Here is a 12,548-nt window from a genome sequence, read left to right on the forward strand (position 1 = left end):
AAAGAATGGCCTCATTTCCGGTTATTTTAGTCAAAATAAACCGCTTTTCCCGTTCTATTGGATTCGTAAATGGCTTCAAGAATTTCGGAAACGACACACGATTGTTCTGGCGTTACAATAGGCTCCTTATCGTACATTACAGCTTCAATCCATGTACGGATTTCCTTATCCTGCATACTCTCCTTTTTGCCATCGTAGAAGTCCGCGCCTTTGGCTTCGAACTGAAGTTGATTGACGTATAAACGACTGTGGTTTTCACCATTTATGCGTAAACCATCCTGCATGTCGGCTCCGCCTTCTGTACCGCAAAGCGTACATTTCGCTTCCTTCGTATCCAATGTATTTAAGGCCCAACTCGCCTCCACCATCACGGTCGCGCCATTTTTCATCACGATCATCGCAAAGGCGGAGTCTTCTACTTTGAATTTCTCAGGATCCCAAGGACCCCAGGAATTAGCGGCATTTTCTTTCCGGGAAAGCTTATGATAAGCGGTGCCAAGCACCACCTTAGGTTCGTAGTTATTCATCATCCACAGCGTCAAATCGAGCGCATGTGTACCGATGTCGATCAGCGGGCCACCGCCTTGTTTGTCTTCATCCAGAAATACACCCCAAGTGGGAACCCCACGTCTACGAATGGCATGCGCTTTGGCAAAATAAATGTCGCCTAGATCACCGTCTTCAACCACTTTTTTCAAATACTGACTATCCGCTCGGAAGCGATTATTGTAGCCAATGGTCAGCTTCTTACTTGTACGCTTGGCAGCTTCAACCATACGCCGAGCATCGGCGGCTGTTTTGGCCATCGGCTTTTCACACATGACGTGCTTGCCTGCTTCCATAGCTGCGATCGAAATCTCCGCATGCGAATCATTTGGGGTACAGACATGAACGACGTCAATCGAAGCATCAGCAAGAAGCTCATAATAGTTCTCAAATACCTTCGCTCCGGGAGCACCAAACTTCTCTGACGCTTGCTGAGCGCGTTCAAGCACGATATCAACAAAACCAACAATTTCGACCTGCTCTATCTTGGCTAGGCTGGGTAAATGCTTACCTGTTGCTATACCACCGCAGCCAATGATGGCGACTTTCACCTTATTCATTCCTTTTCCCCCCACGATGTACCATCGATATAAAGAATGAAGCTGGACATCTTAGCGATGTCTGCATGGGCAGGCACTCGCATATCCATGTCCAGCTCCCTCATTTAAATCAGTTACTTCACTTGCTCCATTTGTTGTCTAGCAATTGTCATAATATCCTTAGCAAGGAACGCTTTATCTTTATTTTCCGCATACCATTTGTTCATAAAGTCTTCAAGCTGCTTGCCGCCGGCTTTATCCCATGCCGCTTGTGCGTCTTTAATCGCTTGTTCCGGGCTGTATTTCGCACCGCTGATGATGGCCTTAACAAAAATGTCGTTTTGCTCTTTAAGAATTGTTGTATTAAGAGTTTGGAGATCAGCAGGATAGACCGGCATATGTTCCCCATGCGTCATTCCAGGGTATTGTCTTTGCGAATCGAAATAAATTTTCTGAAGTTCTTTATACATGTCCGAACCGGCTTTCTGTTCTGGTACTGCAGTATTAAATCCGTTTATCGTAAAGTTGCACTTATCTGTTCCTGAAGAGTAGAACATTTCGTAGTCTAAAGCGTAGCCTACTTCATTTTTCGATTTCGTTGGATCGATGGTCTCACGGCAGCCATTGGCGCTCTTCTTCCAATGTGTCCCTTCGTCTCCGTTAATAACCTTCAAAGCGGTTTCCGGTTTCATCATGAAGTCAAGATAGCGGCCGACAGCTTCCGGCTCCTTCGCCTTGGCGCTCACAACAGTCGTCATTTGCACAGGATTATCAACACCGCCGGTAAATGTTCCAAGCGGCGATTGCGGGTAGCCTAACGGAGCAATTTCCGCGCCTGCCACATTTTTCTTCAGCGTAGCAAAGTCGTTCATAACCAAGTCATACATGCCGCCGGAAAATTTTACGTAAATGCCGATTTTACCATTCAGGAAGTCTTGTTTTGCCTTTGCGCCATCTTTATCATTGATGTAATCTTTATCGATAATGCCATCGTCATAGAGCTTCTTCTTAAAGGTCAGGGAGGCCAGCTGATTGTCCCACAGAGGGATTACTTTTCCATCTTTAGTTCCCCAGGCAATCAAATCTTTTGACGAATTTTCACCGAAAATTTCGTTGATGGCTTGTTCCGAATATGTGCTCATATTCATCCCGTACGTATCTTTCTTGCCATTGCCGTCAGGATCTTGTTCAGCAAATGCCTTGGCTACTTTCATAAGCTCTTCCGTTGTTGTCGGCATGCTCAAATTCAGCTTTTTCAACCAGTCGGTACGAATCAATAACATGTGCTGTATGACTGCTTCTTTTACTTTACCGACTTCATACAGCTTGCCATCCGGTTTCGTCCCCGCTTTCTTCAACTGAGGATACTGTTCCAGCAGCTTCTGGTATTCAGGCATGTATTTTAAGATGTCGTCAATAGGAAGAAGCTGCTTTTGATCGTACAGGCTGTTCCGAAACGGCGTGCTGTACTCGTTCACAATATCAGGCGCAGAACCGGAGGCAAATAGAACATTCAATTTTTTCGTAGACTCGCTTCGGAGGACAGGAACGTATTTCACATTCACAGGACCGTTTTGATTGATCCATTTGGTCCAACGATTTTCTTCATAGTTCCCCTCCGACGCAGGAACCCCTCCACGATCATACATGGAAACGGTAACATTTCCGCGTTTGGCAGCTGCTGACTCCTTCGGAGCATTCGTAGCCGTAGTACCGGCTGCCGCTCCTTCTTTCTTGTCGCTGCTGCAACCAACAAGCGTTGCTCCTAATGCTACAACCCCTATTGTCATTCCCATCCACAGCTTTCTTTTCATGCGCAAACCCTCCTGTTTATATTGAAAAGTTTTGGTAAACGTGGAACCCCATTTGGTTTAACCCTTAACAGAACCAAGCATAACGCCTTTGACAAAATATCTTTGCAGAAACGGATAAACGATCAGCATCGGGACCACCATAACGACAACGCCGACAGATTTGACCATTTCCGTAGCAACCATTTGCTGCTCCTCTGATACCAGGGAAGGTGAATTTAAGATATCGTTCTTTTGCAGCATCGCTTGGACAACGACCGTCAAATTCTGCATGTCACTCTTATTGATGTACATCAGAACGCTCATAAACGCATTCCAATAGTTAATTCCATAGAACAAGGCTAAAGTAGCCAGCATCGGAAGAGATAGCGGCAATACGATTCGAATGAGGAGCGATACGTCGCTGCATCCATCAATTCGCGCTGCTTCTTCCACTTCATGAGGAATATTCTCAAAGTAGCTTTTCATGAGCAGCATATTATAGGTGCTGATAAACCCGGTGAGCCACAGAGACCAATAGGAGTCGATTAAAGACATGTTCTTTACGACGAGATAAGTAGGGATCAATCCACCTGAGAACAACATCGTAAACACCATGGCAAGCACAAACTTGCGTCGTCCTATCAAATAGCTTCTCGACAACGGATAGGCTGCCAATACCGTCCCCGCCATACTAAGTGCAACACCGACAATTGTAATGAAAATGCTATTTTTAAAAGCAGAGAAAGCCGGGCTTGTTAGAAAGAAAACCTTATATGCTGTAAACTGCAAGCCCACCGGCCAGAAGAAGACATGTCCCGAATCTACGGCCGAACGCTCACTCATGGATAGCGCTATGATATGAATAAATGGGAGTAAACAGGTTAAGGCAATTGCCCCGAGTACAACATAATTAACTGTGTAGAAAACTTTTTCACCTTTTGTCGCTTTCATGTGAACGCCCCTCCTCGTTATCAGAATAAAGCTTGGTCGAATTTGCGGGCGATCCTGTTAGCTACCAGTACGAGCGTACAGCCAATGACGGATTCGAACAGCCCCATCGCCGTAGTTACGCTAAATTGCGCATTTCCCAAACCTATTTTATAAATATAAGTACTTATGACTTCCGACACGTCAGCTACCGCTGAGTTCTGCAGGTTATAAATCTGGTCAAATCCGACCTCCATCAATTGACCCATAGCCAAAATGAGCAGCAGGATGATCGTGTGACGAATGCCTGGAATCGTAATGTGCCAAATTTGCCGCCACTTCGAAGCGCCGTCCATACCTGCTGATTCGTAAAGGGCAGGATCTATGTTCGTCAGAGCAGCCAAATAAATAATTGTGCTAAACCCCATTTCCTTCCAAACCCCTGAACCAACGAATACGGCAACCCAAGATTTTGACTCATAAAGAAAGGTTATAGGTTCAATATTGAATAGCTTGAGTACCTTGTTGATCGAGCCGTAATCGGTTGCAAATAAGGATAACACGAGACCTGCGACGATGACCCAAGAGAAAAAATGCGGCAGATAGATGATCGTTTGAACCCATTTCTTGAACCATGTCTTCCTCACTTCATTAAGCAGAATGGCGAGGAAGATGGGAACCGGGAACCCGACAACCAAATTCAAAAAGCTGAGCCAAAAGGTGTTCCATATAATCTGGAGCGTACTGGCGCTGGAAAACAAAACTTTAAAATTTTTCAGGCCAACCCATGGACTGTGCAAAATACCATCAGCAAAATTGTAGTTTTTAAAAGCGATAACAAGTCCGCCCATAGGCCAATATTTGAACAAAATGTAATAAGCAATGACAGGGGCAAGCATGATAAAAAGCGGAATATTTTGTTTCAATCTTCTTCTTCGTCTCAGCTGCCAAGCTTTTTGCTCACTTGCCGTTAGGGGGAGTCTAGGAGCTTCATTGATATTTCCGTTCAAGGCTGCTTCACTCCTTACTTCAATGTAATAAACCTATCATAAAAGTTTTGATCCAAAAAACCCTTAAAAAATTATAGGAAAATCTATAAATTCATTGGGTATGTGTCCAGATAAAAAAAGACAGCTTACTCCATCATTAGTCGAATTGTATAGGTTAATGATGCGCAAATTCCACCTAAGAGGTATATGTGTAAACATTTGCTTGCTAATCCGTGTAAAGTTGTAGTTTCTACAATTTTAGGCGATCAAATCCACGTTTTCCATGCGATTGTTGTAGGCATGTCCCCACATCTCACTCAGCTAAGCAAAATCCACAACAAACCCACGCATGCCTAATAGAAGAGAAGCTTAACCTCCCCTCCAGCCCAACTTAAAACACAAAAAGCCGCCTCCCGCAAAGGGAAGCAGCCTAATAAGCTGCAAATATATTACTCAAAAGCCATTGGAGCCGCAGTTGATTGCCTAACAATCAGCTCTGGGGGCATCACAACACGCTGCTTGGCTTTCGCTTCTTTCTTCAATTCCTGGATTAGCAAATCCACGACCATTTTCCCCATCGGCTCAATCGGCTGAGCGACAGTCGTAAGAGGTGGGTCTGTGACGGAAGCCAGGATCGTGTTATCGAAACCGATCACGGACAGCTCCTCTGGCACGCGCAAGCCAAGCTGTTTAGCCGCCTGAAGCGCACCAATAGCGAGCAAATCGTTACAACAGAATAGCGCGGTCGGCCGATCAAGGCTCGATTGTCCCAGCAGTTCAAGCGCTTCACGCTTTCCATCCGCTACAACGTAGTGGCAGTTGCGTACGCTGTTTGCTGGCAGCTGAATCCCTGCTTCTTCCAGCTTGCTCTTGAAGCCGCGCACCCTTTCGCGGCTGCTGCTTACTTTCGAGTGCTCAGCCAGAATGGCCATGCGCCGATGGCCCAAATCGAGTAGATGCGTTGCGGACAACGCACCTCCGACAAAGTCATCCACCACGACAGTATGAACGTCGAGATCAGGCATTTCCCTCGCGATCATAGCAATGGGGATCGCTCTCTCCATCAATGGAGTCAGCATGTCTTTATTATCCATCCCCGTACCGATGATCATGGCATCCACGCTTTTTTGCTGGAGCAAATTCAGATATCGCTCCACCCGTTCATCTTTATTGTCGCTGCTGCAAATGACCAAACTATACCCCATATGATGGCCTTGGTCCTCTACAGCTCGAGCAATTTCAGCAAAAAAAGGATTGGAAATATCAGGCACAAGCAGACCTAATGTATAGGTCTTTTTACCAGTCAGTGCTGACGCGATAACGCTAGGCTGATAATTGAGCCGCTCCATAATTTTTATGATTTCACCGCGTCGTTCTTCGCTTATTTTTCCTTTGCCGTTCATGACCTGTGAGACCGCCGCAATGGACACACCGGCCTCTCTTGCCACATCATAGATGGTTGCCTTCATCCTACTACCCCATTTTTCTTGAAGGATACTTTTTTTCTTCCATTATGAAGGGGCTGACGGGAACTTGCAAACCGGTTTACGCTTCGCGTGGCTTCGTCATGATCCAAGCATGTTCCGGATCATTATGAAACTTCCATGTTCGGGTAGGTCCCGCCATAACATTCAGGTAATACACATCATAGCCTGGAGGCGCCGAAACAGGGTGATAGCCACGCGGAACGAGCACGGTTTCACCATTCTTAACAATCAGCGTCTCATCGAGCGACCGGTCGTCCGTATACACACGCTGGACCGCAAAACCATGCCCCGGATCAACACGATAATAATACGTTTCTTCCAGAAACGATTCGTCTGGAAGCGCATCACGATCATGCTTATGAGGCGGGTAGCTTGACCAGTGCCCATTCGGTGTGAAAACTTCAACCACAAGCAAGCTATCCGCTGGTTCCTGCTCTGGCAATATGTTATGGATTTGGCGCTCTATATTGCCATAACCACGCGTTTCTACCCCTACCTGATCAGGAGAGATCAGACGTGCACTATGGTTGCCAGCGCCAGGAGCGGAGCAAATAGCAAGTTCCACCGCTGTCAGCGCGATGACTTCGTAGCGATCATCATTTGGTACATAGACGGAATATGGCGGGACTTTCTCAAATACGCTCATCCGCTGCCCAATATTTTTCCACTCTGCTTGCTTGGTAAGCACATCGGCTTTACCAGTGAGCAAGACCAGACAAACTTCCAGCCCAGCTGTCTCACGGCTCAAGATTTGCCCCTCCGCAAGCTGTACAACTTCGAAACCAACATACTGCCATCCAGCTGATTCTGGAGTCACTTTTAAAAGGCTGCCTTCCTCATTCGGGGAGGAGGAAGGCGTTACGATCAGTTTGGACCTGTTCATGTTAACGTCTCCTTCCCTTACTGAGATACCGAGGTCTGTTTAAGCAAATCTAACGCCTCGCTCACTTTTACCGGCCGGCCCAAACGGGAAGACAGCTTAGCAGCTAACGCGATCCGCTCAGCCTGCATACCGTCATAGCCGCTCACAGGCACAGGCTTATTATTCAACAGACAATCGATGAAAATCTGTGTTTCTTCCATATAGGCAGCTTGATAGCGTTCCAGGAAGAAATGCAGCGGCTTTTCGCTAACAATAGCATCCGCCGTACTAATTACAGCCGTGTTAGGGTGATCGTTGGCAACAGCTACACTGCCTTTGGAGCCGAACACTTCAACCCGTTGGTCATAGCCGTATACCGCTTGACGGCTGTTATCGATGACACCGAGAGCACCGTTCTGGAACCGCAGCGTTACGATGGCGGTATCGACATCACCGTGCTCGGCGAAAACCGGGTTAATGAGCACATTGCCCTGCGCATACACTTCCTCAACCTCGCTTCCCGCTACATAGCGGGCCATGTCGAAGTCATGGATCATCATATCCATGAAAATGCCGCCCGACACCTTGATGTAATCAGCGTGTGGTGGATTCGGATCACGGGACGTGATTTTCACAATATGCGGATCGCCAATTGTTCCTCCTTGAACAACCTCGCGAACCCGCTTGAAGTTGTGGTCAAATCTGCGATTGAAGCCGATTTGCAGCTTCACACCTGCCTGATTTACCGCTGCAATAGCCGCTTCGGTTTGGGTAATATCCATGCTGATTGGTTTTTCGCAGAAAATATGTTTACCCGCCAGTGCCGCCAGTTGAATGAGCGGGACATGTGTATCCGTGGATGAGCAAATAAAGATGGCGTCAATGTCTGGATTATCAATAAGCTCATGGCTATCCTTTGTAACCGTCTTAATCTGACGTGAAGCAGCCCATGCCTCTAACTCAGGACCGGCAAACAAATCACTCACCGCGATGATTTCAACTTGAGGTATTCTCAGCAGATTGTCTGCGTGGATTTTACCAATTCTGCCTGCACCAATGATACCGATTTTAATTTTATTCATTATGCGTTCCCTCCCGCTTTGCCTGTTGAACCGAATAATTGAATTTTAGCTCTAACGGAGGCGATGATCGCTTCCCGTGCCGGCATTAAATAGTTCCTTGGATCGTATGCCTCCGGATGCTCATTCAAGAACGAACGGATAGCGGCTGTACAAGCGATTTGATTATCTGTATTCACGTTGATTTTGGCTGTACCGCAAGCGATAGCCTGACGGATCTCTTCATCTGGCAGACCGCTTCCGCCATGAAGCACAAGCGGCAGTCCAGTCAGCGTTCTAATTTCCGCCATTCTATCGAAACCAAGCTTTGGCTGTCCCCGATAAGGACCGTGAACCGATCCAAGGGCAGGAGCTAAACAATCGATCCCTGTCTCCCTCACTAAACGAACACAGTCCTCGGCAACAGCGTACATGCCTTCGGCTTCGTCTACGACTAAGTCATCCTCGCGTCCGGTAATTCGGCCAAGCTCCGACTCCACCGAAACACCAAGCACATGCGCGGCTTGTGTCACCTGACGAGTAACCTCAATATTGTGCTCGAGTGTATGATGAGAAGCATCGATCATGACAGAGGTAAAACCGGCATGGATGGCACGAATACATAGGTCATAACTGGTTCCGTGGTCTAGATGAAGAGCTACTGGGACGGTTACCCCATAGTGCTCAATCAGCGATTTCACCATTCCTACAATACAGGGCAGTCCGCCCATGTAAGGGATATAAGCTTCACTAACGCCTAGAATGACAGGCGCTTGTTCCTGCTGAGCAGCCTGTAAAATCGCTTGTGTAAATTCTAGGTTATTCAAATTAAACTGCCCGACCGCATATTTGCCTGCCAAAGCCTGCTGCAGCATCTCTTTCATTGAAACGAGCGTCATGAAGTTCACCTCTCCTGTCGATAAGGTCTTACCCGCTGTTACCAGCGAGCAGTGACCATTTTCTTACGCGTATAGAACTCCACGCCGTCCGTCCCATTCGCGTGCAAATCGCCGTAGAACGATTTTTTCCAGCCAGAGAAAGGGAAGAAAGCCATCGGTGCAGGAACGCCTAAGTTAATGCCGAGCATACCGGCATCGATATTTTCACGGAATTGGCGTACATTGCTGCCATCCTTAGTGAAAAGACATGCGCCATTGGCAAAATCGGAGCGATTGGAGAGCTCGATCGCTTCCTCAAGAGTAGCCACTCTCACGATGGAAAGAACAGGAGCAAAAATCTCGTCCTCCCAAATTTTCATCCCGCACTCGACTTGGTCAAAGATCGTAGGCCCCACGAAATAACCTTGCCCCTCAGAAGCAGCGTCCTTACGGCCGTCCCGGACCAGAAGCGCTCCTTCGGTTTCACCGATTTCAATATATTTAAGCGTTCTTTCTTTATGCTGACCGCGGATAACAGGCCCTAAGAAAATGCCTTCTTCCAATCCATTACCAATCGTAATCCGATCAGCAGCTTCTAGCAGCTTACCGACTAGCGTATCGCCCACTTCTCCAACCGCTACCACGACGGAACAAGCCATACAGCGCTCGCCCGCAGAACCGAAGGCTGCATTAACGATTTCCTTCACGGCAATGTCCAAATCGGCATCCGGCATAACGATCGAGTGGTTTTTAGCTCCTGCGAGTGCTTGAACGCGTTTGCCATTGGCAGAAGCTGTTTTGTAAATATATTCGGCAACTGGCTGAGAGCCAACGAAAGAAATAGCTTTAACCTCTTTATGCTCAAGAAGGCCATTGACCACGTCATGCGCACCATGAACGATATTGAGCACGCCAGCTGGCAAGCCCGCTTCATGGAACAGCTCAGCCAGGCGATTTGCCAGATGAGGTGTGCGTTCAGATGGCTTCAGCACGAAAGTATTGCCGCAAGCAATCGCAAGCGGGAACATCCAGCAAGGCACCATCATCGGGAAGTTGAAAGGTGTGATACCGCCGATAACACCGATCGGATAACGGTACATACCGGATTCAAGATTGGACGCGATGTCTGGAAGCTGTTTACCCATCATTAGCGATGGAGCCCCAGCGGCGAATTCTACGCACTCGATGCCGCGAAGCACTTCTCCATAAGCTTCGTTGTAGCTTTTGCCGTTTTCTTGCGTAACGATTCGAGCCAGCTCTTCCCAATGCTCCACCAAAAGCTGTTGGTATTTGAATAATACACGTGCTCTACGTGGTACAGGTGTGCGGCTCCAGGTTTGGAATGCTTCTTGGGCCGTACGAACAGCGTGATCCACATCTGCCTTCGTCGAAATTGGAATATTAGCTAGAACTTCTTCTGTTGCAGGGTTATATACCGGTTCTGTTTGTGTGGATGTTGAAGCGATCCATTCGCCGCCGATCCAGTTTTTCAAAGTTGTTGTCATATGTGGACTCTCCTTAGTAGTTCGAATTAAGATGCTGTAATTTCACCGCGGTTGCAGCGCTCGATGTAGTCATTTACTTGATCCGTTGTCGGCATCGCATCAGAGCAGCTGTGACTGGAGATCACGATACAAGCTGCGGCACTGCCGTATTCCATACTTTTCTCAATCGTCCAACCTTGCATGATGCCATAAATAAAGCCGGCTGCATAAGAATCGCCTGCACCAAACGTTTTGACCACCTTAGCCGGGAAGCTCTTGGCACGATGACCTACACCGTCTTGCGTATAAGCGATAGAACCTTCCTTGCCATGCTTGATAATGACAATTTTCGCTGAATAGTCGAACCATTTAGCAGCCGTGATACGGTCATTTTTCTCTGGATTATTTTCAAAACGTTCCATCATATCGAATTCTTCACGGGTACCCAGAATAATGTCACATTTCTCAGCTGCCAGATTGTAGTAAACGGCTGTCTCTTCAGATGTCTTCCATGTGTATGGACGGTAATCCAGATCAAAAATGATGACGGCTCCATGTTTCTTCGCGTATTCCAGCGCCTGAAAGACAGCTTCGCGGGACGGGCTTTGCGCAAGTGCTGTACCAGAGATAAGCAATACCTTCGCTTCAGCAATCAGCGATTCTTGCACTTCAGCAGGTGTCAGCAGCAGGTCAGCCACATTATCACGATACATAAGGATGCTGCATTCCGCTGGGCTTTTGATTTCTGTAAAAGCCAGCCCAGTAACTGCGCCAGTATGATCTGTCACGACATTCGTTGTTTCGATGTTGTTCCGCTCTAAATAATCAGCAATGAAACGTCCCATTTGATCGTTGGCGATTTTGCCAATAAAGGCGGTTTTCATGCCCAATCTTGCCATGCCAATCGTAATGTTAGCGGGTGAGCCCCCTACATATTTGGTGAACGTCATGGTCTCTTCCATGGGACGATTAATTTCATTCGCATTCAAATCTATGCATAGTCTACCAATGGCTACAAAATCCAGCGGCTTCGACTGCGGAAAGGAAACATAGGTCATAGAAATCGTTACCTTCTTTCTTGTGGAATGAGGGATTCTATATGTTGAAGTGCTTGCTTCGCGTATTCATAAGGGTTGTGTGCAGCCGGATCCTGCTCGCCTTCCAGCATCGCCCATCCCGCATATCCTTGTGCCAGCAGCTCCTCAAAAATAGGCGCAAAGTCGATACAGCCATCACCAGGAACGGTGAACACCCCTTTGCGGATACAAGTCACGAAGTCGACCTTCTCGGCGCGAGCTTCGTCTAACACAGCTTGTCGAATATCCTTCAAGTGGATATAAGCAATTCGCTTCTCGTGCTTGCGCAGCACTGTGAGCGGGTCCGCCCCGCCATAATAGGCATGACCGGTATCAAATAGCAGGTATACGAGCGATGGATCCGTGAGCTCCATCAGCTTATCGATTTCCTCCGGACTTTCAACAACCGTTCCGCCATGATGGTGATACGTCAATTTCAGACCGTACTCCTGAGCAATTGCTCCCGCAAGGTTCAGTCCTTCCGCTAAGCTTTGCCAGCCGGCTTCATCCAGACGAAGAACTTCCTTCTCGTTCGGGGAGCGGCGCGGGTCGAAGTGGAGCGAGCCCCCAACTTCTGCCGTGCTGATTACCGTACTGCCCATTTCCTTAAGAAACTGGACATGCTTCCTATAGGCTTTCAGTTCCTCGTCCCTGTAAGCAGGATCAGAGAATAGCACGGATTTCCACTGTGACACGAGGCCTATCCCCCGCTTATCTAGCTCTTGCTTAAGCACCTCAATATCGGTTGGATATTTGCGACCCATCTCGGTACCTGTCAGCCCTAACGCCTGAATATCATCTAAAATCTGTTCATATGTGGTATCAGCGCCATGTTCTTTGACGTCTTCTCCCACCCAATTAATGGGATGAATACCTAGCTTAAATGGCAGATCTATCATAGAAATGTTC

11 protein-coding genes are annotated in these 12,548 nt (G+C 47.5%); all 11 read right to left on the bottom strand.

From position 1 onward, the window contains the following. Positions 1–26: 26 nt before the first annotated feature. Positions 27–1,106: a Gfo/Idh/MocA family protein gene (locus G519_RS0120540; protein WP_029196304.1), complete on the bottom strand. Its 1,080-nt coding sequence runs from the start codon at positions 1,104–1,106 to the stop codon at positions 27–29. Positions 1,107–1,219: 113 nt separating this feature from the next. Continuing rightward, entirely contained in the window at positions 1,220–2,899 is a 1,680-nt protein-coding gene (locus G519_RS0120550) for a type 2 periplasmic-binding domain-containing protein (RefSeq protein WP_051253540.1), read from the bottom strand. Between the two features lie 57 nt (positions 2,900–2,956). Continuing rightward, entirely contained in the window at positions 2,957–3,829 is an 873-nt protein-coding gene (locus G519_RS0120555) for a carbohydrate ABC transporter permease (RefSeq protein ID WP_029196306.1), read from the bottom strand. A gap of 20 nt (positions 3,830–3,849) precedes the next feature. Further along, positions 3,850–4,704 carry an ABC transporter permease gene (locus tag G519_RS0120560; protein ID WP_084160252.1) on the bottom strand — a complete coding sequence of 285 codons (855 nt, stop codon included), beginning with the start codon at positions 4,702–4,704 and terminating at the stop codon, positions 3,850–3,852. 539 nt (positions 4,705–5,243) lie between these two features. Continuing rightward, entirely contained in the window at positions 5,244–6,263 is a 1,020-nt protein-coding gene (locus G519_RS0120565) for a LacI family DNA-binding transcriptional regulator (RefSeq protein WP_029196308.1), read from the bottom strand. A gap of 76 nt (positions 6,264–6,339) precedes the next feature. Continuing rightward, positions 6,340–7,164 carry a 5-deoxy-glucuronate isomerase gene (gene iolB, locus G519_RS0120570; protein ID WP_029196309.1) on the bottom strand — a complete coding sequence of 275 codons (825 nt, stop codon included), beginning with the start codon at positions 7,162–7,164 and terminating at the stop codon, positions 6,340–6,342. A gap of 17 nt (positions 7,165–7,181) precedes the next feature. Further along, a complete protein-coding gene (iolG, locus tag G519_RS0120575) occupies positions 7,182–8,225 on the bottom strand; it encodes an inositol 2-dehydrogenase (RefSeq protein WP_029196310.1) in 1,044 nt (347 codons plus the stop codon). Beyond that, the gene (gene fba, locus G519_RS0120580; protein ID WP_029196311.1) at positions 8,225–9,100 is read right to left on the bottom strand and encodes a class II fructose-1,6-bisphosphate aldolase; all 876 of its coding nucleotides are present in this window, start codon (positions 9,098–9,100) and stop codon (positions 8,225–8,227) included. The genes iolG and fba overlap by 1 nt, the downstream gene beginning before the upstream one ends. A gap of 38 nt (positions 9,101–9,138) precedes the next feature. Next, the gene (locus tag G519_RS0120585) at positions 9,139–10,584 is read right to left on the bottom strand and encodes a CoA-acylating methylmalonate-semialdehyde dehydrogenase (protein ID WP_029196312.1); all 1,446 of its coding nucleotides are present in this window, start codon (positions 10,582–10,584) and stop codon (positions 9,139–9,141) included. Between the two features lie 26 nt (positions 10,585–10,610). Then, positions 10,611–11,621, bottom strand: coding sequence for a 5-dehydro-2-deoxygluconokinase (gene iolC / locus G519_RS0120590; protein WP_029196313.1), 1,011 nt, complete (start codon positions 11,619–11,621; stop codon positions 10,611–10,613). 8 nt (positions 11,622–11,629) lie between these two features. Next, a complete protein-coding gene (gene iolE / locus G519_RS0120595; RefSeq protein ID WP_029196314.1) occupies positions 11,630–12,538 on the bottom strand; it encodes a myo-inosose-2 dehydratase in 909 nt (302 codons plus the stop codon). Positions 12,539–12,548: the final 10 nt, after the last annotated feature.

Source organism: Paenibacillus alginolyticus DSM 5050 = NBRC 15375 (assembly GCF_000422905.1).
GTDB lineage: Bacteria > Bacillota > Bacilli > Paenibacillales > NBRC-103111 > Paenibacillus_E > Paenibacillus_E alginolyticus.

Bases quoted from the DNA above. Each gene is read 5' to 3' on its own strand.
- G519_RS0120540 (WP_029196304.1), bottom strand. From the start codon at position 1,106: ATGAATAAGGTGAAAGTCGCCATCATTGGCTGCGGTGGTATAGCAACA.
- G519_RS0120550 (WP_051253540.1), bottom strand. From the start codon at position 2,899: ATGAAAAGAAAGCTGTGGATGGGAATGACAATAGGGGTTGTAGCATTA.
- G519_RS0120555 (WP_029196306.1), bottom strand. From the start codon at position 3,829: ATGAAAGCGACAAAAGGTGAAAAAGTTTTCTACACAGTTAATTATGTT.
- G519_RS0120560 (WP_084160252.1), bottom strand. From the start codon at position 4,704: ATGCTTGCCCCTGTCATTGCTTATTACATTTTGTTCAAATATTGGCCT.
- G519_RS0120565 (WP_029196308.1), bottom strand. From the start codon at position 6,263: ATGAAGGCAACCATCTATGATGTGGCAAGAGAGGCCGGTGTGTCCATT.
- iolB (WP_029196309.1), bottom strand. From the start codon at position 7,164: ATGAACAGGTCCAAACTGATCGTAACGCCTTCCTCCTCCCCGAATGAG.
- iolG (WP_029196310.1), bottom strand. From the start codon at position 8,225: ATGAATAAAATTAAAATCGGTATCATTGGTGCAGGCAGAATTGGTAAA.
- fba (WP_029196311.1), bottom strand. From the start codon at position 9,100: ATGACGCTCGTTTCAATGAAAGAGATGCTGCAGCAGGCTTTGGCAGGC.
- G519_RS0120585 (WP_029196312.1), bottom strand. From the start codon at position 10,584: ATGACAACAACTTTGAAAAACTGGATCGGCGGCGAATGGATCGCTTCA.
- iolC (WP_029196313.1), bottom strand. From the start codon at position 11,621: ATGACCTATGTTTCCTTTCCGCAGTCGAAGCCGCTGGATTTTGTAGCC.
- iolE (WP_029196314.1), bottom strand. From the start codon at position 12,538: ATGATAGATCTGCCATTTAAGCTAGGTATTCATCCCATTAATTGGGTG.